The sequence below is a fragment of the Sulfurovum aggregans genome (genome assembly GCF_055385215.1).
This window is the reverse complement of sequence record NZ_AP042387.1, coordinates 764,133-788,207: the sequence shown is the minus strand read 5'-3', so window position 1 is coordinate 788,207 and position 24,075 is coordinate 764,133. Positions and strand designations below refer to the sequence as shown.

The 24,075-nt window shown below is 37.0% G+C and carries 22 protein-coding genes, 1 tRNA gene and 1 pseudogene; 22 read left to right on the top strand and 2 right to left on the bottom strand.

The window, feature by feature from the left end:
* Positions 1-30 precede the first annotated feature (30 nt).
* Entirely contained in the window at positions 31-633 is a 603-nt protein-coding gene (locus ACZ48W_RS03920; RefSeq protein WP_464830028.1) for a transglutaminase-like domain-containing protein, read from the top strand.
* Here ACZ48W_RS03920 and ACZ48W_RS03915 read toward each other — a convergent pair whose 3' ends face one another.
* Positions 634-1,128, bottom strand: coding sequence for a SixA phosphatase family protein (locus ACZ48W_RS03915; protein ID WP_464830027.1), 495 nt, complete (start codon positions 1,126-1,128; stop codon positions 634-636).
* A 135-nt stretch (positions 1,129-1,263) separates the two neighbouring features.
* On the opposite strand from ACZ48W_RS03915, the gene htpG reads away from it, so the two are divergent.
* The 19 genes from htpG (at position 1,264) to ACZ48W_RS03820 (ending at position 22,121) form a co-directional block, all read left to right on the top strand.
* Positions 1,264-3,126: a molecular chaperone HtpG gene (gene htpG / locus ACZ48W_RS03910; RefSeq protein ID WP_464830026.1), complete on the top strand. Its 1,863-nt coding sequence runs from the start codon at positions 1,264-1,266 to the stop codon at positions 3,124-3,126.
* Positions 3,127-3,211: 85 nt separating this feature from the next.
* Positions 3,212-4,150, top strand: a complete 939-nt coding sequence (locus ACZ48W_RS03905) for a cation diffusion facilitator family transporter (RefSeq protein WP_464830025.1) — start codon at positions 3,212-3,214, stop codon at positions 4,148-4,150.
* Positions 4,150-4,806 (top strand): uroporphyrinogen-III synthase, encoded by a 657-nt coding sequence (locus tag ACZ48W_RS03900; protein ID WP_464830024.1) that lies wholly within the window; start codon positions 4,150-4,152, stop codon positions 4,804-4,806. Before ACZ48W_RS03905 ends, ACZ48W_RS03900 begins: the two co-directional genes overlap by 1 nt.
* Before the next feature lie 359 nt (positions 4,807-5,165).
* Complete coding sequence (purD, locus tag ACZ48W_RS03895) at positions 5,166-6,434, top strand: phosphoribosylamine--glycine ligase (RefSeq protein ID WP_464830023.1); 1,269 nt, start codon at positions 5,166-5,168, stop codon at positions 6,432-6,434.
* 7 nt (positions 6,435-6,441) lie between these two features.
* Complete coding sequence (locus ACZ48W_RS03890; protein ID WP_464830022.1) at positions 6,442-6,897, top strand: RDD family protein; 456 nt, start codon at positions 6,442-6,444, stop codon at positions 6,895-6,897.
* Entirely contained in the window at positions 6,890-8,971 is a 2,082-nt protein-coding gene (locus ACZ48W_RS03885) for an LPS-assembly protein LptD (RefSeq protein ID WP_464830021.1), read from the top strand. Before ACZ48W_RS03890 ends, ACZ48W_RS03885 begins: the two co-directional genes overlap by 8 nt.
* Complete coding sequence (locus tag ACZ48W_RS03880) at positions 8,971-9,240, top strand: J domain-containing protein (RefSeq protein WP_464830020.1); 270 nt, start codon at positions 8,971-8,973, stop codon at positions 9,238-9,240. The genes ACZ48W_RS03885 and ACZ48W_RS03880 overlap by 1 nt, the downstream gene beginning before the upstream one ends.
* Positions 9,218-9,913, top strand: a complete 696-nt coding sequence (locus ACZ48W_RS03875; RefSeq protein ID WP_464830019.1) for a phosphoribosyltransferase — start codon at positions 9,218-9,220, stop codon at positions 9,911-9,913. The genes ACZ48W_RS03880 and ACZ48W_RS03875 overlap by 23 nt, the downstream gene beginning before the upstream one ends.
* A 79-nt stretch (positions 9,914-9,992) precedes the next feature.
* The gene (locus ACZ48W_RS03870) at positions 9,993-12,182 is read left to right on the top strand and encodes a polyribonucleotide nucleotidyltransferase (RefSeq protein ID WP_464830018.1); all 2,190 of its coding nucleotides are present in this window, start codon (positions 9,993-9,995) and stop codon (positions 12,180-12,182) included.
* A 260-nt stretch (positions 12,183-12,442) separates the two neighbouring features.
* Entirely contained in the window at positions 12,443-14,110 is a 1,668-nt protein-coding gene (locus ACZ48W_RS03865) for a CotH kinase family protein (RefSeq protein ID WP_464830017.1), read from the top strand.
* A 17-nt stretch (positions 14,111-14,127) separates the two neighbouring features.
* Complete coding sequence (locus ACZ48W_RS03860) at positions 14,128-14,862, top strand: hypothetical protein (protein WP_464830016.1); 735 nt, start codon at positions 14,128-14,130, stop codon at positions 14,860-14,862.
* Positions 14,862-16,133 (top strand): glycosyltransferase family 2 protein, encoded by a 1,272-nt coding sequence (locus tag ACZ48W_RS03855; protein ID WP_464830015.1) that lies wholly within the window; start codon positions 14,862-14,864, stop codon positions 16,131-16,133. Before ACZ48W_RS03860 ends, ACZ48W_RS03855 begins: the two co-directional genes overlap by 1 nt.
* Entirely contained in the window at positions 16,126-17,133 is a 1,008-nt protein-coding gene (locus tag ACZ48W_RS03850) for a bactofilin family protein (protein WP_464830014.1), read from the top strand. Before ACZ48W_RS03855 ends, ACZ48W_RS03850 begins: the two co-directional genes overlap by 8 nt.
* A complete protein-coding gene (locus ACZ48W_RS03845) occupies positions 17,130-18,947 on the top strand; it encodes a polysaccharide deacetylase family protein (protein WP_464830013.1) in 1,818 nt (605 codons plus the stop codon). The genes ACZ48W_RS03850 and ACZ48W_RS03845 overlap by 4 nt, the downstream gene beginning before the upstream one ends.
* Before the next feature lie 45 nt (positions 18,948-18,992).
* On the top strand, positions 18,993-19,838 hold the full coding sequence (locus tag ACZ48W_RS03840) for a YaiO family outer membrane beta-barrel protein (RefSeq protein WP_464830012.1): 846 nt from the start codon (positions 18,993-18,995) through the stop codon (positions 19,836-19,838).
* Positions 19,839-19,842: 4 nt separating this feature from the next.
* A complete protein-coding gene (gene wecB / locus ACZ48W_RS03835) occupies positions 19,843-21,036 on the top strand; it encodes a non-hydrolyzing UDP-N-acetylglucosamine 2-epimerase (RefSeq protein ID WP_464830011.1) in 1,194 nt (397 codons plus the stop codon).
* 116 nt (positions 21,037-21,152) lie between these two features.
* The gene (locus ACZ48W_RS03830; RefSeq protein WP_464830010.1) at positions 21,153-21,464 is read left to right on the top strand and encodes a F0F1 ATP synthase subunit C; all 312 of its coding nucleotides are present in this window, start codon (positions 21,153-21,155) and stop codon (positions 21,462-21,464) included.
* Between the two features lie 98 nt (positions 21,465-21,562).
* Positions 21,563-21,647: transfer RNA gene (locus ACZ48W_RS03825), tRNA-Leu, on the top strand.
* 192 nt (positions 21,648-21,839) lie between these two features.
* The gene (locus ACZ48W_RS03820; RefSeq protein ID WP_464830009.1) at positions 21,840-22,121 is read left to right on the top strand and encodes an HU family DNA-binding protein; all 282 of its coding nucleotides are present in this window, start codon (positions 21,840-21,842) and stop codon (positions 22,119-22,121) included.
* 124 nt (positions 22,122-22,245) lie between these two features.
* On the opposite strand, the pseudogene ACZ48W_RS03815 reads toward ACZ48W_RS03820, so the two are convergent.
* Positions 22,246-22,867: pseudogene (locus ACZ48W_RS03815) on the bottom strand (transposase).
* A 191-nt stretch (positions 22,868-23,058) separates the two neighbouring features.
* Between ACZ48W_RS03815 and ACZ48W_RS03810 the strand changes: the two are divergent.
* Positions 23,059-23,418 (top strand): DUF2089 family protein, encoded by a 360-nt coding sequence (locus ACZ48W_RS03810; RefSeq protein WP_464830008.1) that lies wholly within the window; start codon positions 23,059-23,061, stop codon positions 23,416-23,418.
* On the top strand, positions 23,408-24,070 hold the full coding sequence (locus ACZ48W_RS03805; RefSeq protein ID WP_464830007.1) for a hypothetical protein: 663 nt from the start codon (positions 23,408-23,410) through the stop codon (positions 24,068-24,070). Before ACZ48W_RS03810 ends, ACZ48W_RS03805 begins: the two co-directional genes overlap by 11 nt.
* Positions 24,071-24,075: the final 5 nt, after the last annotated feature.

Genomic DNA, 24,075 nt, shown 5'->3' with positions numbered 1-24,075 from the left:
TCTATAGATAAGAATATTGTATAATTTCCCATGAAATCAGAACGTATAAAAAACTTCTCCCTGCTCATTATAGCTCTCTCTTTTTTTGCATTTGTCTATGGTACAGCCAAGGCTATACAAATAGTCAATAAAACACAGATAGGTACGGGTGATGGAATCTATACCAACAAAGTAACGACATCCCGCGAAATAGCTGACAAAGCATTTGAACTTACAAAAAAGTGCCGGAGTGAGCTGTGTCAGATCCAGACGGTGTTGGACTATGTGACACATATTCCTTATCAGATAAACCATTTTCAGGCACACTCTCCGCAAAGAACCATTCAGTTGGGATTTGGAGACTGTGATGATAAGAGTAATCTTCTCATCTCAATGCTGCATGCTTTGGGTAAAGAGGCGTATTTTGTTTTGGTTCCTAAACATATTTTTGTCATTACACCGCTTAAGGATGAAAGACTGAATATGACGAAGGGGCTTTGGATCGATGGAAAGAAGTATTTTATTTTAGAGAGTACAGCGGAAGGATCGGCAGTCGGTTTTCCTTTGCATTACAAATCTGATGAGATCAGTACAATCATAGAGCCTTTCAGTAATGAAAAGCTCCCTTTTAGAGAGATCGCATGGAAAAGATAGTCACTCTTTGAACATTTTGGGATAGATAAAGAATATCAATCGGTTTCCTTCTCTGCTTAATTCTTCCCAGTGTGTTATAGGCAGTTCAATGGCTACGATACCTAAGGTTGGAACATTATCAATATAGGTATCGATCAACCTGTTGCTAAGTTCTGTTGTTTCGGGATTATGGCCTACAACAAAAAGAGTCTCGTATTTATCATTTACCTTTTTGATCTGTTCAATGATGGTTTCCGGTTCTGCCAGATAAAGTGTATCTATGTATTTGATCTTTCCTTTGTAACCGAGCTCTTTGGCTAAACCATCTGCTGTGAGTTTTGCTCTTTTAGCTGAACTGGAAATTATAATGTCAGGCATAATTTTTTTGGCTTCCAGTACTTTTGACATTGTTGAAACAGCTTTTCTGCCTCTTTTATTGAGGCTTCTGTCAAAATCACTTTTACTTTCATCTCTCCAGTCCGATTTTGCATGTCTGATAAGATATAAATTTTTCATAAGGATAGTATAACATGTATTGTAACAGCTTGAGATAGTTTAGTCATATTCACTAAACTATCTTTCAAAAAAACTTGAAATTTTTGTAAAAATATATTATAATCCCACAAACATTTATTATATAGGAGAAATAAGATGGCAAAACATCAGTTTCAAACAGAAATAGGGCAACTTTTAAAGCTCATGACACATTCACTTTACTCAAATAAAGAGATATTTATACGTGAATTGGTATCCAACTCAAGTGATGCATTGGATAAATTTAATTATCTCTCCTTGACAGATGAGAAGTTTAAAGAGGAAAATTGGTCTGGAAAAATCTCTATTAAACTGGATGAAGAAGACAACTCTCTTACGATCGCTGATAATGGTATCGGTATGAATGAAGCGGATCTGATGGATCATTTGGGAACCATCGCCAAGTCCGGTACGAAAGCTTTTATGGAGAACCTTACAGGTGATGCAAAAAAAGACAGCAATCTTATTGGCCAATTCGGGGTAGGATTCTATTCGGTATTTATGGTGGCGGAGAAGGTAGATGTTGTCTCTAAAAAGGCTGGAGAAGAGCAGGCATACATGTTCAGTACAGATGGTTCAGGTGAGTATGAAGTAAAACCTGTGACCAAAGAAGAGCATGGAACTGTGATCTACATCAAACTTAAAGAGGATGAAAAAGAGTTTTTAGATAAGTGGAGAGTGAAAGAGGTTGTGAAGAAGTATTCGAATCACATTGCTTATCCTATCATGTTGAACTACTCTGAAGAGGAGACAACAGGTGAAGGTGATGAAAAAGAGACAAAAACTGTACAAAAATCTGAACAGATCAATGCAGCAACGGCTCTTTGGACACTACCAAAGTCTGAACTGAAAAAAGAGGATTACATTGAGTTCTATAAAACTATTTCACATGGTGATGATGAGCCGCTTACATACTTACATAACAAAGTGGAAGGTGCACAGGAATTCACAACACTCTTCTATATTCCGAAAACTGCTCCTATGGATATGTATAGAGCAGATTATCAGCCAGGGGTGAAACTGTATGTAAAACGTGTGTTTATCACTGATGATGACAAAGAGTTGTTACCGCCGTATTTACGCTTTGTAAAAGGGATCATTGACAGTGAGGACCTTCCATTGAATATTTCCCGTGAGTTACTCCAGGAAAACAGGATTTTGGCAAATATTAAACAGAATTCTACGAAAAAGATACTCCAGGCCATTAAAAAACTAAGTGCAGAAGATGCTGAAATATTCACGGCACAGTATAATAGAGTCATTAAAGAGGGTATCTATACAGACCATACGAACAAAGAGTTGTTGCTTGATATTGTAAAGTATAAGAGTTCTACAGAAGATGGACTGGTATCTTTTGCAGATTATGTGAGTCGTGCTGACAGTGAGAAAAAAGAGATCTATTATATCACCGGTGAAGATGAAAAAGTACTTAGAAACTCGCCATTGCTGGAAGCATACAAAAAAGCGAATATCGAAGTGCTCATTATGGACGATAAAGAAGTAGACAGTATCGTTACACCGATGATAGGAAGTTATAAGGAATGGACACTGAAAGATATTACGACCATAGATGCACCGGACTCCAAAACAGAAGAAGAGAAAGAAGAGATCAGCAAAGAGTTCAAACCTTTGACAGATAAGATCAAAGAGGCTTTGGGAGAAGAGGTCAAAGAGGTGAAGATATCAACCAGACTTACAACAAGCCCGTCATGTGTGATCAAAGACAGTTCTGATCCTATGGCAGGTATGGCTGCAATGTTCGCACAAATGGGGCAGGAAATGCCGGAGATCCCTCTTATATTGGAGATCAATCCGGATCATGAGATGATAAAAAAGCTGGATAAGCTTGAAGATAAGAGTCTTTTTGACGACATGGCATGGATCCTGCTGGATTCTGCAAAACTTTCTGAAGGTTTGGAACCCAAAGATAAAGGTGCATTTGCACAAAGAGTGGCAAGTTTAGCTACAAAAGCCATATAACTTCTCAGGATAAGGCTTTGCCTTGTCCCTCTCATTAATTCACTTTATGTTAAAATCTTTTTTATCTATAATTCAAGGATCCATTTTGACAACACATATGTCTTCACAAAAGAAAGCAACTGTTGTTTCAACGACTGTTGCCACTCTTTTAGTTTTTGTAAAACTTATTATAGGTATTGCAAGTGGTTCTGTTGCAGTGCTTGCTTCTGCCATAGATTCCCTGCTTGATATGGCAGTATCCCTTTTTAACTTTTTCGCCATTAAAAAATCAGAAGAAGATCCGGATTCTGAGTATCAGTATGGTAAAGCCAAGATCCAGGCGATTGCTTCTGTCATAGAAGGTACGGTAATTACTGTTTCAGGACTTTACATTATCTATGTAGCACTTAAAAAATTGAGTGAAGGGACAGTGACCACTTTACTTACTCCCTCTATATTCGCAATGCTGTTTTCCATTATTGTTACCTACTTTCTGGTACAGTATCTGCTTAAGACTGCAAAAGAGACCGACAGTCTTGTGATCAAAGCAGATGCATTGCATTATAAAACGGATCTCTGGAGTAACGCAGCAGTACTGGTGGCTTTGGGACTTGTTTCATTGACAGGGATCGACAGTATAGATGCGATCTTCGGTTTGGGGATCGGAGTATATATTATTTACTCTGCGTATGAGATCATAGTAGAGGGAATAGAGATATTGCTTGATAAATCTTTAAATGGCAAGATCGTAGCAAAAATCGGAGAGATCCTTTCTTCCCACCCTGAAGTCACGAGTTACCACTGGCTTAAAACACGTACGGATGGTACAACGAATTTTGTTGAATTTCATATGGTACTGCGTCCCAATATGCTTTTACTTGAAGCGCACCGCATTGCAGATGAGGTAGAAGAAAAGATGATGGCATTGGAGAAAAAGAAACGATGGATCATTACTCCGCATTTCGACCCCTATGATGATGAGGATGTCAATGAGGCAATGTTACACGGAAAAACCCTGATCGAACTGAACAGAGTCTTGGACTGATGTCACGAGCAATTTATCTTTTATCTCCTACTGTGAGAGAAGGGACGATACCTTTGCCTATGATCGGTTTCAATATCACTGCAGAAACAATCGATTTTTCTCAAAGTGATACCTTGCTATTCACTTCCAAACAGGCAGTGATAACAGCAGATAAAATCGATCCGTCCTGGAAGAATTATCCCTGTATCGCTATTGGTCCGGCTACTAAAAAGCAGATAGAGGATCTGGGAGGAAGGGTGATCTACAGTCCAATATCCTTTTATGGTGAAACACTAAGCCAGGATATAGCACAGTTTTTTAGAGATAAAAAACTACTTTACCTTCGTCCTAAAGAAATCTCTTTTGATTCTAAAGGTTTTTTGGAAAAAGAGGGAATAATACTTCGGGAACAGATTATTTATGAAACTTCCTGCCTTACTTATATGACCGATAAGAAGCCATCAAAAAATGCTATTATTATTTTTACTTCACCTTCAACTATTCACTGTTTTTTAAAGAATTTTGAATGGGATGAAAGTTATACAGCTGTCGTCATCGGCAAAGCTACCAAAGTACATTTGCCTGAAAATGCAAAGTATCTGGTTGCAGATGAACCATTGATCAATGCCTGTATTGTAAAAGCAGAGAATTTTTTAATCACTTCTAACTCCAAATAGGCTATAATATCTTTAACCTAAGTGGTTCGATTACTGTATATGGGGTCCAACATTAATCTTAGTGGGACATGTAACGGATCGGTGTGTGGATGTTTTCATTTGAGTGAGGGAAACCCGCGAGAAATTATCCCCTAAAGATCTGTTCTCTCCTACACCGTTGGCTATTTAGGGCCGACTTTAACAGAACGGCCACTCGGGGGAATTATTAGCGACGATTCTTGCGCGTATAGGCTTTCAGAAAGGTTGTCAACGAACAGAGAAGTTCGTCTTGAAATCTTTCTAAAACCCTCTGCGAACAATTATCATCACTCCTGATATTCCCTTCTTGTTAGGTTAACAATTCTTTTGCGGAGAAAAACATGAACATACTGATTATTGGTGCAGGTGGTAGAGAATATTCTATTGGTTTGGCACTTAATAAAGATGAAAATGTAGAGAAGATATATTTTGCGCCAGGTAACGGAGCAACAGATGAATTGGGTGAAAATATAGATATCAGTGATTTTAATGCGTTGGCGGATTTTGTGGAAGCCAATGGAATTGGCCTGACGATCGTAGGTCCTGAAGCACCGTTGGTCGATGGTATTGTAGATGTTTTTGAAAAAAGGGGATTGACCATCTTTGGACCCAGTGCCCAGGCAGCACAGCTTGAGGGTTCCAAGATATTTATGAAGAATTTCCTAGCTCGGCATAATGTGCCTACAGCCAAATATATTGAAACAGACTCTCTGGAAGAGGCCTATAAATTCATCAATACGCTTGAAGCACCTATCGTAGTAAAGGCGGATGGACTCTGCGGTGGTAAAGGGGTCATCATTGCACAAAGCCATGATGAAGCAAAAAAAGCTGCAGGAGAGATGCTTTTGGGTAATTCTTTCGGTGAAGCAGGTACTTCCATTGTGGTTGAAGAGTTTCTGGACGGGTATGAACTTTCGGTTTTCGCTATCTGTGACGGGAAGGACTATGTAGTTCTGCCTGCTGCGCAAGACCACAAAAGACTGTTGAATAATGATGAAGGGCCAAATACCGGCGGTATGGGGGCCTATGCACCGACACCGCTTGTCAATGATGAGATCTATGCTAAATTGGATGAAAGAGTGATCAAGCCTACGCTTAAAGGAATGGAAGAAGAAGGTATGCCGTTCACAGGTGTACTTTTTATCGGGGTGATGGTGGTGAAAGGTGAACCTATTATCCTTGAATATAATGTACGTTTCGGTGATCCTGAATGTGAAGAGTTGATGCCATTGCTGAAATCGCCTGCAAGTGAACTTTTCTACAAAGCGGCAACAGGTGACTTGAAAAATGCCAAGATAGAGTTCCATGACAAGTATGCAGTAGGTGTTGTAATGGCGAGTAAGGATTATCCTTATAAAAGTACACCGCCTGCTGAGATCATCGTAGATGATATTCATGATGAAGATCTCCGTAAAAATGCACATATCTCATATGCCGGGGTGAGTCGCGGTGAGGATGGTAAACTTTACGCAACAGGAGGCAGGGTTCTGGTGTGTGTAGGTATCGGTGACAGCATTAAAGAAGCACAGAAGAGAGCATATATGCTTGTAGGACAAGTACATTTTGCAGGGAAACAGTGCCGTACCGATATTGCTTATCAGGCACTTTAGGTTTTTCATGACAGAGTCTACATCTTTACCTGTTGCAAAGATACAAAAGCGTATCTCTGCTTTTATTATAGATGATATTGTAGTCTCTCTGTTCTTTATGATTATTTTTTATGATCAACTCTCCATACTTTTCTCAAATATCAATATATCCGATCAGGCTTCACTGGAAATGATCAATATTTTTATGACAGAAAATATTTTAGTATTTTTTGCTGTTAAAGTGTTATATCATACTGTACTGATCTGGCAAAACGGTATGACACTTGGAAAATATGTTGCAAAGATCAAAGTGATAGAATTAGATACAGAATCCACGCCGTCCTTACAGAGGTCCTTTTTAAGGGCATCGGTCAGACTTATTAGTGAAACACTGTTCTATGCAGGGTTTATTATGGCATTCTTTTTACCTATGAGACAGACCTTGCATGACAAATTCTCAAATTGTGTAGTAATCAATGCGTAAAATACTATTTCTTTTTGCCTTTATTCTTTTTTTTTATGCAGGACTTTTAGCGGCTGAACAAGAGAAAACCAAAATAGAAGTTACTGCAAAACATTTAAAAAGTACGAAAACAACTGTACATGCTACCGATGGTGTAGTGGTATATTATCAGGATTCTGTGATAAAAGCAGAGTCTGCTTCTTATAATAAAGAGACAAAGATACTTGTTCTGGATGGACAGATAGAGATGATCGGATATAAGGGTACAAAAGAGCATACAGATCATATTGAGATACATACAGACAATAAAGAGGTCAGTTTCGAACAACTTTTTTTTGTGAGTAAGAATGATGTGTGGTTCTTTTCTGATAAAGCATCCCGCAGTGAAGGTAATTACACATTGGGCAGGTCTTTACTTTCAAGCTGTGATATCAATGATCCTTTATGGAAAATGGTTTTTTCCCATTCAAATTATGACAGTGATGCAAAGTATATGAAAGTATATGATGCAAAAGTATATTTCCGTGATATACCAATCTTCTATTCTCCTTATTTGGCTTTTTCTACCAATAGAGAGAGAAGTTCCGGTCTGCTGTTTCCTCTTTTGGGTTATACGGAAGAGGAAGGATTTGTGTATGAACAGCCTGTTTTTTGGGCTATTTCACCCAGTATGGATATTGAGTTCAATCCGCAAATACGGACAGATCGCAGTATAGGGATTTACAGTACTTTTCGTTTTGTAGACAGTAACCATTCTTCCGGAAAGTTAAGGGTAGGGTATTTTAGAGACAAGACAAGCTATACAGAAGCAAACAATCTCCCTGATAGCAGTCATTACGGACTGGAGTTCAATTATGAATCTTCTAAAGTATTCAGTGGAAAATTGCCTGAGGATTTCATAGATGGACTATATATCAATACGACATTTCTAAATGACATTGATTATCTCAATTTGCAGAAGACACAACTTCAACATTTTGGTTTAAGTTCATTGCAGGAATCACGATTAAATTATTTTTTATATAATGAAGATTATTATGGGGGTATCAATGCAAAATATTTCGTAGATACACGTAAAGAGAGTAATGCCGATACACTTCAGATACTTCCTTCTATACAACTGCATAAATATCTGGATCATTTTTTATGGAATAACTTTACCTACAGCATTGATTTCCAACTTAAAAATTTTGACAGGAAAGAAGGTGTCACGCTTAAACAGGCTGAAATAAAAGTACCTTTGACTTTTACTACTTCTTTTTTTGATGATTTCCTTAATATTTCACTGGGAGAAGAACTTTATCATACCAAGGTCTTTTTTGGCAATGGAAGTTATGTATATGATGATTTTCAATATTATAGCAGTATTCACAATATAAAGTTATTTACTGATCTGACAAAGAGTTATAATGATTTTATCCATGTAATGCATCTTTCCCTCTCTTATATAAAGCCCGGTAATGAAAGTGAAAAGCCTGTTCTTTTCGATCAATTGGAGGATGAACAGAAAGAGCTTTTTACAGTCGGTTTGCCTGAGGAGAATTATACTTTTGCGTTAAGTCAGTATTTTTATGATAAAAAGATGAATTTGATATTCTACCAACGTCTTTCCCAAAAATATTATATGAACAGAGCATATGAGTTTGCAAACATCAGTAATGAAATGCAGTATAACTGGGAACAGTGGCAATTTTACAATAACCTGGTGTATGCTCCGGAATTTGGTAAAGTACGTGAATCTTCAACCCGTATTTCATTGCAGGAAGAGATGTATGACTTTACTTTAGGGCACTCTTATAAGCAGATATTACCGGATGAGACCACTGTCATACCTGCAAATGATGTAAGTTTTAATTTTGGCTACAGATTGACTAACAGAGTTAAAATTGATGGTGGTTTCACTTATAATATAGATGATGCTTCCAGTAAACAGTGGAGAATCGGAGGAAGTTATAAGCGTGACTGCTGGAGTATGGCTGCCTACCTGAGACAGGATATAACCCCAAGACCTACAGGGTTTACGACAGATAACAGTTTTTATGTTCAATTTAACTTTATTCCTTTCGGTGGAATAGGTACAGGCAAGGAGCAGTAATGTCCGGCCCTATGGAAGAGATAGATCATGCCCTGGAGATATTATGTCTGCCGAAATTGATCACAAAATCAGATATTAAAAAACAATATCATTTCCTTGCAAAAAAATACCATCCTGATCTGGGAGGGGATCCGATAAAAATGGAACAGATCAATCATGCGTATAAACTTTTGATGAAGTATATAGAAGAGTTTCGTTATACTTTTGATGAAGATGAAGTCAATAAACAATTCCCAGGAGCAGAGTATGCCCATCGATTCAGACCTTAATATGTATTTCAAAAACAGAGAGGATGCTGCATCCAAACTTATAGATACACTGCCGCTTGAGCTGTTGGAAAAGAATGAAACTGTTGTAATAGGAGTCAGTGAGGGAGGTGTTTATTTTGCAGACCGGATTGCCAGAGCAACAGACGCACAAATGGATATTCTGCTTACTGAACCTATTCTTGCACCTCATAATTCAGAACTTGCTATTGCAATGGTATCTGAAACCGAAGAGGTTGTGATGCATAAGGCTCTGATAGACTCATTCGGTATTAATGAAGATTATGTATACAGTGAGGCACAGCGCAAGTATGAAGAAGAGGTCTTGGCCTACGTTTATAAATATCGCAAGGGGAAAGATCTGGTCTCCCTTAAAGGAAAATATGTTGTACTTGTAGATGAATGTATAGAAACGGGGCTTACTATGATGGTTGCACTTAAATCTGTGATTGCAAGAGAAGCAAAAAATATTTATATTGCTACGCCTATTTTGGACAGAGCGGTGTATCAAAATCTGCTCTCTGTATGTGACGGTGTGTTTTGCCCTCATAAGATACAAGACTATATTTCGATAGAATACTACTATAGAGAGTTTGAACCATTGAATTTTGAAGAAATATCAAAGATAGTCAGACAGCAAGAGATAAAAAGCAAAATGACTGAAATTTTGGAATAACTGTCTGAATATGTGGATTTTGGATCCTGAATCAAGTTCAGAATGACCTAATATACTATGCTAAAAGGAAAATAAAAGCATGAAAGAACAAATTGTAGAGATAAATGTCAATAACCTTGAAGAGAAATATGAGTTTAATAAAATAGCAAAACAGGCAAGTGGCGCAGTAATGTACAGACAGGGGAAAGCTGTACTGATAGCAGCTGTTGCTATCGATGAAAAATTGGTAGAGGAAGATTTTCTCCCCTTAACGGTGCAATATATGGAAAAGTCATATGCAGCAGCAAAGATACCCGGGGGTTTTATTAAACGAGAGACGAAGCCGGGTGATTTTGAGACACTGACCTCCCGTATAGTCGATCGTTCTCTGCGTCCGTTGTTCCCTAAAGGTTTTCACTATCCTGTAACTATTACAGTCATGGTGGTCAGTAGTGACAGTGAAGTAGATATGCAAGTGGCTGCACTTCATGCTGCTTCCTCGGCACTCTATGTTTCAGATATCCCTGTGACACAAAGTATCGCAGCAGTAAGAGTAGGTAAAATAGGAGATGAATTGCTTATCAATCCTACATTGAGTCAGCAGGATGAAAGTGTATTGGATCTTCTTGTTGTCGGATCTAGTAACGATATCCTTATGATAGAAATGCGTGCGATGGCCTCAGAGATCATAGATGATGTAGAAGTTGATATGATAGATCCTATGATGGGGGCTGTTCCATTGATACTGGAACACCAGGAATGCAATGAACTGGATGAAGAGGCTTTAGTATCGGCGATTGCATTGGCAGGTGAAGCGATTCATAAAGCAACAGAAATATATAGTAAAGAATTTACTCCGCTTGTCAGAGATACTCTGGTTCTGGAACTTGCCGAAGATAAAGTGGATGAGTCAATTTATGCTTACATAGAAAGCAATTATGCTGTTGATGTTGAGAGTGCGATTTCACATATGGCAAAAAGTGAACGTTCGACAGAACTTAAAAAAGTACGTACCAGGATCATAGAAGCATTGGAAGAAGAAGGTAAGGAAGCAGATAAGGAACTGGTATCGAAAGTACTGGAACGTTATAAAAAAACCGTTGTACGTGCAATGATACTGGATAAAAATGTCAGAGCAGACGGACGTGCTCTGGATGAGGTAAGACCAATCAGTATAGAAACGAATCTTTTGCCGTCTGTACACGGATCATGCCTTTTTACCCGGGGGCAGACACAGGCACTGGTTACTGCAACGCTTGGTGACAAAAAAGATGCACAGATGTTTGAACTTATCACAGATAAAACGAGTCGATCGGAAAACTTTATGGTACATTATAACTTTCCTGGCTATTCTGTAGGTGAAGCGAAGTTCATAGGTGCTCCGGGACGTAGAGAACTGGGTCACGGAAATCTTGCTAAACGGGCACTGGAACCGGCAATACCATTAAACTATGATGGAACGATCCGTCTGGTCTCTGAAATACTGGAGAGTAACGGTTCCTCCTCGATGGCAACGATATGCGGCGGTTGTCTGGCATTACGTTCAGCAGATGTTGAGATGGTGGATCTTGTTGCCGGTATTGCTATGGGACTTGTAAGTGAGGGCGACAAATATGCGGTACTTACAGATATCATGGGACTTGAGGATCATGATGGAGATATGGACTTCAAAGTAGCAGGAACAAAGAATGGGATCACTGCACTTCAGATGGATATCAAATTGGGAGGTATCGATCTGGAAGTACTGAGGGATGCTCTTATGCAGGCAAATAAAGGTAAAAACCATATTTTAAAGCTTATGGAAGAGGCAGAATCCAACATAGTTGAAAGTGGTGCACTTCCAAGTACGGAGCACTTTACAGTTCATCCTAGTAAAATAGGCGATATTATCGGTAAAGCAGGGGCCACAATACGGGATATTATTGAAAAATTTGAAGTAAGTATCGATCTTGACCGTGATGTAGGCGGTGTAAAACTTTCCGGTGAAGATAAAGAAAAAGTAGCTGCAGCAAAAGAGCATATCAAAAAGATAGCAGATGCACCGGTAAAAAAACAGATGGTATACGAAGTAGGTAAAAGTTATCAGGGTAAAGTAAAAAAAATAGTAGATTTCGGACTCTTTGTAGAGATGCCAGATGGCTTTGATGCACTTCTTCATATTTCAAAAGTAGCAAAAGAACGTGTGAATAATCTTTCAGAAAGATACAATGAAGGTGATGAGATCACGGTTGTTGTAATGGAGCAAAAAGGTAAAAAGGTTGAACTCGCTACACCAGAGTTTTTAGCATAAAATTATCTCCCGTTGCATCTTCTCAAGGTGCAATGCCTATCTTTACTTAATAAAACAAAATCCACAAACTTTTATGTAGCACTTCATAAAAACTTGTTGAAAAAAGAATAAGCTACTTTTATTTTATTCTTGCCTGCTTATGTTCCAATACTAAAAGAAATGCAAGCCTTTTTTCAATAAATATTATTTTATCTTTAAGTTATGCTATACTAAGGAAGATAGTAGATTAGATCTTTGATTATAAAATGAAGGAGTCTAAAATGAAAAATTTATTTTTAATGAGTGTTATACTCTTCCTTTTGCTAGGTTGTGGGGGTGGGGGTGGTACAGACCCCGGAAATACTGAGACTACCAGTATTAATGTTTCCTCCCATATACTTAAAACAGCGTATCTGCCATCTTATAATTTAAATGGGACATTAACATTTAATGTAGATACTGGCTCAACAGAAGGAAATGTCACACTCTTAGACATACATACCGGACGATACTCTTACCTCTCAGCGTTAACTATACAAAATACCAATGATACTTTTAAATATACTGTGACAGATGAAAATGGAACTTCTGTTAAAGTAGATGTGAACGTTAGTATCACGCAACTTCCTGTCACTATCAATGGTACTGTTCAAACTGATTTTAGTTCAAATCTTCCTATTGTTATTGTTGATACAGGAGATCAGGAGATACCTGATGAACCAAAAATCAAAGGTAGTATGACTATTATTGAGCCAGATGATACTAATCGTAGCAGTTTGATACTTTTTCCCAACTATAGTGGATATATGGAAATAGAGGTTCGTGGTAGTTCTTCACAATATTACTATCCTAAAAAGCAATATAGTGTTGATACAGAAACCTGGGATGAAGATGATGATGATATCTCTTTACTGGGTATGCCAAAAGAGCATAAATGGATACTTCAAGCCCCCTATGGAGACAAGTCTCTGATGAGAAATTACCTTGTATACCATAAAACACGTGAGATAGATGAAAGCAAGTATTATGCAGTACGTTCACACTTTGTTGAATTACTTACACGGGTGGATGACCATTATCGCTATGATGGTGTTTATGTCTTGATGGAAAAGATAAAAAGAGATAAAAACCGTCTTGATATCACAAAATTGACAGATGAAGATGTTTTGCCACCGGAAATCACAGGTGGATACATATTTAAGAAAGATGGAGAACCGGATGAAGATGAAGAATCTTTCCTTGGTATCAACGGAACTCAGTTTATTTATGTTGATCCTAAAAGCAGCAAAATCACAGATGACCAGAAATATTATATAGAGAATTATGTACAGGACTTTGAATATGCAATAGCATCCGATGATTTTAACAACAGTCAGGCTGCAGAGTATTACAAGAATTGGATCGATGATGATTCTTTTATCGTGCATTTGCTTTCACGCGAATTCTTTCAGGATGTTGATACTTGGCTCTATAGTGAATATCTGCATAAAGACAGAAATCAAACGCTCTCTATGAGTACAGTATGGGATTTTAATCTGGGTATGGGGAATAATAATTATCGGTTTGAAGGTTCTTATATCGGGTGGTCGTATGATATTTTAAAGGCTGACTATCCTGGTACAGCATTGCGATACTGGATGGAAAGACTGATGAGTGATCCGGCATTTAAACAAAAAACAAAAGAGTTATGGAATACATTGAGAAATACGGCCTGGTCAGATGCAAACCTGATGCTGTTCTTAGATCAGACTCAGACTCTTTTAACTGAGGCAGCAGCCCGTAATTTTGAGAGATGGCCGGATGTACTGGGACAATATGTATGGCCAAACAGAAAAGCCTGTCTGGAAAACGGGGAGCTTGTTTATTGTCAAACTTTTGACAGTGCGGTAAATGAACATTTAAAAGCCTGGCTATTAAATCGTGCACAATGGATAGACAGCCAGTTCTAAAATAAAGGGAGTAGAGTATGGAAATATTGCAACATCGGTCATATAGGATTATCGAACGTAAAGGTCTGCCTTTCTGGGTGGAGAGTATATTTTTCTTAGTGGTGTCAAGTATAAGTATATATTTTTATCTGGCATTTTTTTATAATCAATTTATAGAGTATTTTTCTCATATATTATTGGAAAGTGGTATTCAGGAAGGGGTACTGAATTTAAACGTCTATAATTTTGGTCTGATGGTACCGGATGTTCCATTTTTTTATAATCAGACCATGACATTATTCATTGGATTGGCAGGATCGATCTTCGTGATGTGGATTTTATTTAAACAGAAAGTTATCCCTTTGAATGTAGTATTCTGGATAGCATTTCTAATGCTTCTGCTCAGTATATTTCTGGCTTATTTTATTTTTTTCAGTAATTATTATCCTTATAACACAGAAAAGTATTTTGATCTTTATATGCATGCCTATATAGGATTTATGCTCATGTGTTTTGTTGTACTTTCATTTATTTTAGCATTGACCCCAGGGTATTTTATACGAAAAGTGCTTATTTTGCTGGGTGTGATCGGGTATTATTTTATTTATAGTTTTGTACGTTTTGCTGTTACGGTATTACTTGTTTCACAAGTTTCTGTTGTTTTCTCCCCTTTTATGTATTTTACGATTTTTTATGATTTTATTTTAATAATATATATTTATACAGCAATGCTTTACAGAGACAGACAAAAATCTGATGCAAGGAGAGGATAATGGAAACACTGATTAGTATAGCACAGGGGTATCAAATATTCCTTTTAGCCTTTATGGTCATCTATATGGTCCAACATTTTATTTTTACGTATAATCGACTTTACGGTGAGCAGAAAAACTATTATCATGATATTCTTGATAAAGAATTTCCAATGATCAGTGTGATAATCCCTATGCATAATGAAGAATTGGTTGCAAGGAATATACTGGATAGGATCATTATGTCAGATTATCCAATGGATAAAATGGAAATTATACCTATCAATGATCATTCTACAGACAAAACAAAAGAGATATTAGATGAGTATGCTCAAAAATATCCGAATATCCAGCCGCATCATAGACTTTCAGAAAAGCAAAAGAGAGGAAAATCAGAAGCACTGAATGACGGAATGCTCTTAAGTAAAGGAAGGATCATTGTTGTATTTGATGCAGACTATTTACCTGGAAAAGACGTGATAAAATCTTTGGTAATAGGATTTAAAGATCCTCAAGTAGGTGCTGTAATGGGGCGTGTCCTTGTAGGTAACAGTGATACAAATTTATTAACTATTCTATTGGATATGGAACGTTCAGGCGGATATCAGGTGGGACAACAGGCCAGATATAATCTGGATCTTATCCCTCAATATGGAGGAACTGTCGGTGCATATAGGAAAAGTGTTGTGATTCAAATGGGTAGTTTTGATACTAAGGTATTGGCAGAAGATACGGATCTGACATTTAAAATGTATTTAAATGGTTGGAAGGTCGCTTACGCAAATAAAGTAGAGTGTTACGAAGAGATGCCTGAAGACTGGGTTACGAGGGCGAAACAGATCCGAAGATGGTCTCGGGGACATAATGAGGTTATGTTCAAACATCTGTTCTCTATGTTCAAATCAAAATATATCTCTCTGAAAGCAAAAGTGGATGGGATATTGTTACTCTTTGTATATGCTATGCCGGTGATGTTGATAGTGGGTATTATAAATGCTATTCTACTTTTCTTTATTGATGCGATTGGTATTGTTAACAGCATAACAGCATTGATCTTCATTCTTGCGATCAATGCTTTTGGGAATTTTGCACCGTTTTTCCAAATTTCAACAGCGAACTATCTGGATGGGCGGAAAGCTTCATTAAAACTGGTTCCAATGTTTGCATTTAATTTCATACTTTACATTTTTTATACCGGACTCGGATTTTTTGATGCGATTTCGGATCTTTTTACCAAGAGAGAGGTTGATTGGGTAAAAACAAAACGATCAGAAAGGGGAAACAATGACTGATAGTACATTATTGACTTTAACCGTGACGGCACTCTTTTTCTTGTTGATTCTTCTGCCGATGATTCCTATGTTGAAAACTATTTATAAAAAAGAAGATAGTGAACCTCTGTATATGGATTTGGATTATACATTTAATCCAAGATTCCAAGTTGAGAATTTTGAAAAGATATTACCGTCAAAGAGTGAGTATTTTACTGAGATTGTGGTAGAGAAAGAGGTGAATCCTTCACTTGTGCCTTCTAAAATATCACATCCGTTACTTTTTTCTTCAATTGAAAATGTCACTCTGGAAGGAAAGATAACAAAAAATGCGATCCTGTATACCAAAGCAGATATTGTAACACAACCTCATAGTGAAATTTTTGCATTAAAAAGTGATGCAAATATAGTGCTTGGTGAGAAGAGTATGGTTAACTCCTGGATAGATGCGGCTAAAGATGTGATAGTGAAAAAAGATACAACTATCAACCTTCTTACTGCAAAAAGTGTAAGGTTGTATCCTGGTGTTACATTTAAACGGATCTATGCTGATACGATCGGGATATATCCACTCAATCAAGGTGCTGAAAATAAAACAGGAACCGATATCGTACATGAAAAAAAACATGAGAGTATTGAGGAGGAAATCCTGTATTTTGAAAAAAATGATGTGATAAAGAAAGGAAGCTATATTCACAGTGATATTATCTGTAAAGGAAAACTTATTATTGAAGATGACTGCAGGATATTCGGTTCAGTTAAGACAAATGGAACTTTGCAGATAGGAAACAATACATTTGTTTATGGAAATATCTTTTCAGATAAGAAAATAACCATTAAAGATAACTGTTTTATTTTTGGAAATATTTTTTCTCATACCTATTTGGAAATTGGACAAAATGGACAGATAGGAAGATACAGTCTTCCAAAGTCTATTATCGGTATTAAAGGAATTACAATAGCGAAGGGAACATTTTTACATAATTATATTTTGACTTATGGAGAGGGCAGAATAGTATGAAAAAAGCAAGTTTTATACTGTTGGTGCTTGTACTAATGGGATATCTGGGATATGTGATTTATGATACTCAGAATGAACTGGAAGATAATATCCATCATGAGATAAAAGTTCTGCTTGTTTATAATAAAGATAAAAACAGTGATATCCTCAAAGCATATGAGAGTGTTCTTGAAGAAGAAGGTGTACCTTTTGATGTAATGAGCAACCAGGAACTTATCAAACTTCCTCCTGATAAAACATATATAAATGTTCCTGCGATCATTTTTCCTGATTCCGTGAACCAGTATATTGAAAACGGCACAGAATATTGGATTGGAAGGTATGTGAAATCAGGTGGTAAAGTAGCACTTGTTTATGATGTAGATACAAAAAGGAAAGATGGAAAATATAAGTTGTCTTCAACGTATCTTGATAGGATCACAGGATTGTGTTTTGCTGTTTATCAACGAGAAAAGGAGCAATCCTACAGGACCGGATATATTCATTTTAAAGATGAATCAAGTGCCCGGTATTTTGAGTTTCCTAGTGGAAAACTTGATGAGAATTTTACAATTGTAGGGTATAAATATGGTAAATTACTGTATCAGGTCTCGGCAGTCAAAGTAATAAATGGTAAGGATCAAAAAATATATGCATGGGATGATAAGCAACAACCTGCGATCATCCGAAAAGATCTGGAAAAAGGTTCTCTGCTTTATATCAATGCCCCTCTTGGTTATCTTAAAGGCAATTCAGATGACCTGTTCCTAAGAAGTGTTCTTAGAACATTCCTTTTTAAGATTGCAAATGTCCCTCATATCATCTCTTCTCCTAATGCAAAAGGGACACTGGTGTTAAACTGGCATATTGATTCTTCCATAGAATATATATCTTTGCCATGGAACTTTGAACATCATTATTTAAGGAAGGATTTTAACCAATCATTTCATATAACAGCCGGTCCGGATTTACATAAACCTTATGATGGCCTGGGCTTTGATGTCACAGGAAAAGGACGGGAACTTGTAAAAAAAATGATGCAGTATGGTCCTATTGGTTCACATGGGGGATGGATACATAACTGGTTTGCAGAGAATATAGAAGAGAAAAAATTTGGTAAAAAAGAGATGAAAGAGTATATTCAGAAAAATAATGAGGCATTGGAGAGTATCATCGGATATAAACCGGTTGAATATTCTGCTCCGAATGGTGTTTTCCCTCCCCTTCCTTCTATAGAGATCATGAAAGAACTTGGATTTCAATCTTATTATTATGTCGGAGATGGAGGTTCTGCTCCCAACAGGACCTTTTATAATGGTAAAATGCTTGCTGACAGGATCATTGCTTTTCCTGTAATGACTTTTGGTATTAATGCATCAATAAAAGAATTTTCAAACAGTCATTGGAGTGAAGAAAAAGTAAAAAAATACTATAAAGAGTTTATTGACTACCTTATAGACAATCATACTGTAAGGCTTTTCTACAGCCATCCTTATGATATACCGGAATACAATTACAAGAGTGCAATGAAGTTTTTTCTGGATTATGCAGCAAAGTTGGTAGAAGAGGGAAAATTGCAAACACGGACATTGACAAATATTGCTGATTTTACAATGAGATTGATAGAGACAAAAAAAAGATTTTGGGTGGATGTTCAAGGTGTTCATGCTAAAATCAGTAATCACAGATCCTTGAAGGAGATGGTATTGGCTATACCTAAAAAGACAGGAGAGAAGAAAATGGTTAGAGGTAATTATTCCGAGGATAAAAATTATTATTATATTCCTTTAGATAATTATGATAATGAAGCTCTTATAGATCTTTCTTTTCAATAGCCGGTGCAGAGAAGAAAGTAGAATATTGATGAAAAAGGATTAAAAATGAAATTTGTATGGTTTGTGATTTTATCAGGTATACTTTTGGCAGCACCTGTCAATAATGCAGTAGAAAAAAATGATGTTAATCAGACTTTTATGACAGAAAAGAGTATAAAAGAGATCAAGATCGGTGAGCAGGATAGATTTGAAATAGCATTCAATTATGAATATATTGACCCTTCAGATACTTATGGTTCATGGAAAAATACCAATATACGTTATTATCAAAAGTATTCAGAAGAGTTGACATTGGTATATCAGGCGGGTCTGTTTAACAGAAAAGAGGGAAGTGCTTCACTTTTTGCTTTGGGAGCATATAAAGACTGGACCCCTTCTTTTTATACGTTTTCTCAGTTGTCAGTGGGAACAGATAGCGACTATTTGCCTAAGTACAGGCTGGATAATGATTTTAACTTTAAATTTGGTGAACAGAAACAATGGGTCGGACTTGTAGGATTTACTTATATTGATTATTATGATGTCCACACGGACTTCATTACTTCTGTGGGACTGACCTATTATGCACCTAAATACAATATTTCATATCGTTTCTTCTTCAATAAAAGTGATCCGGGCAGTATAAATTCAACTACACATCTTTTAAGCATAGGTTATGGAGCAGAAAAAGAGTCCTGGACATATTTTGATATATCTTATGGTAATCAGGCCTATCAATCTATTTCTGATGGCAGCTTTGCCAATATCAACGAAGATGCACTGAATTTAAAATTGACACATCGGCACTGGTTATCTGAAAATGAGGGAATTTTTGGTTCTATAGGATATTTTAATTTAAATGACGGGTATGAAAAATATTTATTTCAAATAGGTTTTTTTAAAGAATTTTAGAGGGATGATAAAAAAAATACTGCTTGTTTTTGGCACAAGACCTGAAGCGATAAAAATGGCACCGCTGATATTGGCTTTTAAACAGTATTCGCATCTTATAGAAACAAAAATATGTGTTACTGCACAACACAGAAAGATGTTGGATCAGGTTTTGGATATATTTGAGATAGAACCTGAATATGATCTTGATATTATGCAGGAAAATCAGGATCTATATGATGTAACAGAGAAAATATTGAGTGGTACGAAAATTGTATTTCTGGAGTATAAGCCTGATCTGGTTTTTGTTCATGGAGATACTACAACAGCATTTACAACAGCACTGAGTGCCTTTTACAATAAAATTAGTATTGCCCATGTTGAAGCAGGTTTGCGTTCAGGAGATATTTATAGCCCCTGGCCGGAAGAGGCAAACAGAAAATTGATTGCACAGCTGGCACAGTACCATTTTACTCCGACATTGCAGAGTAAAGAGAATCTTCTTCTGGAAAATATTGATAAGGAAGCAATTTATATTACAGGAAATACTGTTATTGATGCATTATTTCTGGTTTTGAAAAAAATAGAAAATAATCGAAAATTGCGGTATCGTTTAGAAAAAGAAATTTCACAATATTATAAAGGATTTCTTTTAAGAGGAAAATTCATATTGATCACAGGGCACCGCAGAGAGAACTTCGGAGAGGGATTCATACAGATATGCCAGGCAATAAAAGAACTGGCTTCTCACTATCCTGATATTGATTTCATCTATCCTGTACATTTGAACCCAAATGTACAGGAACCGGTTTTCCGTTTATTAAAGGGTCTGGATAATGTATATTTGATCAAACCAATGGAGTATGAGGCATTTATATATCTAATGAGTAAATCTTATCTTATTTTAACAGACAGTGGGGGTATACAGGAAGAAGCACCAAGTTTGGGAAAACCTGTATTGGTAATGAGAGAAAAAACAGAGCGCCCTGAAGTACTGGAATCAGGTATTGTCAAACTGGTGGGAATAAATACAGAGAAGATTATTTCAGAAGTTTCAGCACTGATTGATGATCCGGACTATTATAATATAATGACGCAAGCACAAAATCCTTATGGCAATGGGACAGCAGCAGAAAAAATAGTAGAAATCATATTGAATTCACTTCTATTTAATTATGAAAAAGATATAATAACGCGTCTTAAAAAAAGTGTTAAGTAGGGAAATATAGGCATTTATGTTTATATTGGCGACAGTTAAGTCGTTTACGCTATCCGAACAGACTTTTGTAGACAGTCAACGGGGACTTGAAACCCATAAAATCATAAGGATATAAAATGAAAAAGTTTTTCTTACTTTTCTTAGCACTTGGTGCTGTTGCATTTGCTGGTGAAGCAGGTGGTGAATCTATGATCAAAGCATACTCAGTAGTTGCTGCTGGTGTTGGTCTTGGTCTTGCTGCTCTTGGTGGAGCTATCGGTATGGGTCATACTGCTGCTGCTACAATCGCAGGTACAGCTAGAAACCCAGGTCTTGGTGGTAAACTAATGACTACAATGTTCATCGCCCTGGCAATGATCGAAGCACAGGTTATCTATACACTTGTTATTGCTCTTATCGCTCTTTACGCTAACCCATTTATCGGTTAATCTAAAGAGATCTTAAGTTTGTGGCGGTATACTTCCGTCACAACTTTTTGTTAACCCTCATTTTAAAGTCTGATAGTCTTAAATTATCGAGTCTATGTGCGTCAGTGGTGGAACGGTAGACACGCTACCTTGAGGGGGTAGTGCCCTACGGGTGTGGAGGTTCAAATCCTCTCTGACGCACCATTCCTTTTATTGTATTCCAAATAATCCTTGCAAATAGTATTTATAATTTAATTAAATACATGAAAATTACTTTAATTTAAAAGTCATAAATCTTCATCAAATACCGTAAATTAGGGGCTTTTTACCTATTTTTTATCTTTTTTTAAGAGTTTGTTGTGTTATAATGACTGCATCTTAAAAAAAGGAAGAAGAATGACAAAAGCAGAGTTTGTAGAACTAGTACAAAAAAATGGTGAGTTTGAGAGTAAAGCAGCAGCGGAGAGAGCAGTAAAAGCATTTATCAACTCAGTAACAGAGGCACTTGTAAATAAAGAAACAGTATCTCTAGTAGGTTTTGGGACATTCTCTACAGTGGAAGTAGCAGAAAAAAGCGGTAAAGTTCCAGGGACTGACAAAACATATACAAAAGCAGCACATACTGCACCTAAATTTAAAATCGGTAAAACACTTAAAGACGCTGTGGCTCAGGGTTAATAATACCTAATTCAAGAACGCTAGTAAGGGGATCGAATTATACTATTGCGTAGTGTAATTCTTTTCTCTAAAAATTACTCCCTAAATGCCCATTCAAATCATAAGTGCAATTCTCCCCCCTCAATCACGCAACTAATTCCTTAGCGAACTCTTCGAAAAATACTTCATACGGTGTTTTGTAATTCAGCACTTTTCTCGGTCTGTGATTTAGCTTTTTCTGTATGGTAATGATTTCTTCCTTAGATATCTGTGTAAAGTCACTCTTTTCCGTTATCACTGGTAATGGTCTTGTGGACAGGCTTGATAGGCTTCAGTATCTCAATCAATGCATGGGTTACATTTGAGGGTACTTGTCGGATAAGCGTAAACTTGGATCTTCTGTCCACCACGGTGACCAATGACCCGATATGGTCTTTGCCGATAACCGTATCGATCTCCAGATCTCCAATACGTTTTTTCTTTTCAACGATCTTGGAATGTTTATCGATCATGACACGGTCGATAATAGTACCTCGTTGTTTGTGCTCATTGGCTCTCTTGTGATATTTCTTGTTCTTGTGCCGTGTCCAGCTATAGCTCTGGTACCGATAGATCACAAGTTCTTTATATTTATTCCTTCTGATCTCCCGGCTGATCGTTGAAGGATGCACACCGATATGCTCCGCGATCTCTTTTTGCTTGTATCCTCTCTCCAATAAAGTTGAAATATGATATCTTTCTTTGAGGGGTAATTGTTTATATTTCATAGTGCTTTCCTGGATTTGTGGTGAAAAAAGGATAACCTATGATCAGTTAACCCTCTCTTTCACGCTACTCTCTCAGAAATTGCACTTATTGGTTGAATTGGCGAAATATAATAAATAAAAGTATCTATATTTGACAATAATTAAAAAAAATACTATACTTATTTAAATAAATTAAAAATATAGAGTTTTAAATGACAAAATGTTTAATCTGTGAAAATGATCTTACTGTTACTTCCTGTACATGTGAAGCCTGTAAAACAGAGTATAAAGGCACGTTTTTTTTTCCAAGACTTGCCAGACTTTCACAAGAGGAGCGTTTGCTTGCCGAAGCACTCATTTTTCATGGCGGTAATCTCAAAGAGATGGCGGAAGATCTGAATATCAGCTACCCGACACTCAAAAAAAGGCTCAATGAACTTTCAAATGCCCTTAATGCCAAAAAGCAGGAGGATGAAAAACGTATCGAGCGGATCCTCAAAGATATCGAATTGCAAAAGATCGGTGCGGAAGAGGGGATCAAACTCATAAGGGAGATCAGCGGTGAATTATAGAGAGAAGATAGAAGGACTGAAACAAAAAGGTATTTTTACGGAAGAGCAGGCAGCAAGACTGACTGCCTCCTCCCGGATAGAAGAGCAGGTCAGTGCAGAGCATGAACGTAAATTTACACTCGAAGCCGTGGGTGTACTTCTGATGCTGGGTGCAGCAGTGTACATCTTCGGTTTGGCAGGCAGCACCGAAAGAACCAATACCGTGGAGGATGTCTCACAGATGCTTAATGCACCTGTGAGTTCGGGTATCTCGTCACAAAGCAGTTTTGTACTCATCTTTTTACTGATTGCAATAATGCTGTATGTGACACTGTATCTATATGCGCATAATCGTTTTAGGAACTTTTGGCGTATGGCGGGGGAGATCGTGCAGCTTGAAGAGAGTATGCACCATACAGGGGTGATGAAAAAAGAGTTGACAGAAAAGCTTGAGATACTTTTAAAAGATGAGAAACAGCCTGAAGCCGTATTGAATATGCAGGCAGATCAAAATACAACAGTGCATGTAATGAAAGTGCTTGCAGAGATGGAAAAGGACCTGCGTTCACAAAAAAAGAGAACAGATTTTTTACGAATAGAATGTAAACAGAGACAAACACTTTTTCCTGACAATCTTGCCAAACTTGTCGGAAAACTGCCAACATGTCCATAGGAGGA

Bases quoted from the DNA above. Each gene is read 5' to 3' on its own strand.
- ACZ48W_RS03920 (WP_464830028.1), top strand. From the start codon at position 31: ATGAAATCAGAACGTATAAAAAACTTCTCCCTGCTCATTATAGCTCTC.
- ACZ48W_RS03915 (WP_464830027.1), bottom strand. From the start codon at position 1,128: ATGAAAAATTTATATCTTATCAGACATGCAAAATCGGACTGGAGAGAT.
- htpG (WP_464830026.1), top strand. From the start codon at position 1,264: ATGGCAAAACATCAGTTTCAAACAGAAATAGGGCAACTTTTAAAGCTC.
- ACZ48W_RS03900 (WP_464830024.1), top strand. From the start codon at position 4,150: ATGTCACGAGCAATTTATCTTTTATCTCCTACTGTGAGAGAAGGGACG.
- purD (WP_464830023.1), top strand. From the start codon at position 5,166: ATGAACATACTGATTATTGGTGCAGGTGGTAGAGAATATTCTATTGGT.
- ACZ48W_RS03890 (WP_464830022.1), top strand. From the start codon at position 6,442: ATGACAGAGTCTACATCTTTACCTGTTGCAAAGATACAAAAGCGTATC.
- ACZ48W_RS03885 (WP_464830021.1), top strand. From the start codon at position 6,890: ATGCGTAAAATACTATTTCTTTTTGCCTTTATTCTTTTTTTTTATGCA.
- ACZ48W_RS03880 (WP_464830020.1), top strand. From the start codon at position 8,971: ATGTCCGGCCCTATGGAAGAGATAGATCATGCCCTGGAGATATTATGT.
- ACZ48W_RS03875 (WP_464830019.1), top strand. From the start codon at position 9,218: ATGCCCATCGATTCAGACCTTAATATGTATTTCAAAAACAGAGAGGAT.
- ACZ48W_RS03870 (WP_464830018.1), top strand. From the start codon at position 9,993: ATGAAAGAACAAATTGTAGAGATAAATGTCAATAACCTTGAAGAGAAA.
- ACZ48W_RS03865 (WP_464830017.1), top strand. From the start codon at position 12,443: ATGAAAAATTTATTTTTAATGAGTGTTATACTCTTCCTTTTGCTAGGT.
- ACZ48W_RS03860 (WP_464830016.1), top strand. From the start codon at position 14,128: ATGGAAATATTGCAACATCGGTCATATAGGATTATCGAACGTAAAGGT.
- ACZ48W_RS03855 (WP_464830015.1), top strand. From the start codon at position 14,862: ATGGAAACACTGATTAGTATAGCACAGGGGTATCAAATATTCCTTTTA.
- ACZ48W_RS03850 (WP_464830014.1), top strand. From the start codon at position 16,126: ATGACTGATAGTACATTATTGACTTTAACCGTGACGGCACTCTTTTTC.
- ACZ48W_RS03845 (WP_464830013.1), top strand. From the start codon at position 17,130: ATGAAAAAAGCAAGTTTTATACTGTTGGTGCTTGTACTAATGGGATAT.
- ACZ48W_RS03840 (WP_464830012.1), top strand. From the start codon at position 18,993: ATGAAATTTGTATGGTTTGTGATTTTATCAGGTATACTTTTGGCAGCA.
- wecB (WP_464830011.1), top strand. From the start codon at position 19,843: ATGATAAAAAAAATACTGCTTGTTTTTGGCACAAGACCTGAAGCGATA.
- ACZ48W_RS03830 (WP_464830010.1), top strand. From the start codon at position 21,153: ATGAAAAAGTTTTTCTTACTTTTCTTAGCACTTGGTGCTGTTGCATTT.
- ACZ48W_RS03820 (WP_464830009.1), top strand. From the start codon at position 21,840: ATGACAAAAGCAGAGTTTGTAGAACTAGTACAAAAAAATGGTGAGTTT.
- ACZ48W_RS03810 (WP_464830008.1), top strand. From the start codon at position 23,059: ATGACAAAATGTTTAATCTGTGAAAATGATCTTACTGTTACTTCCTGT.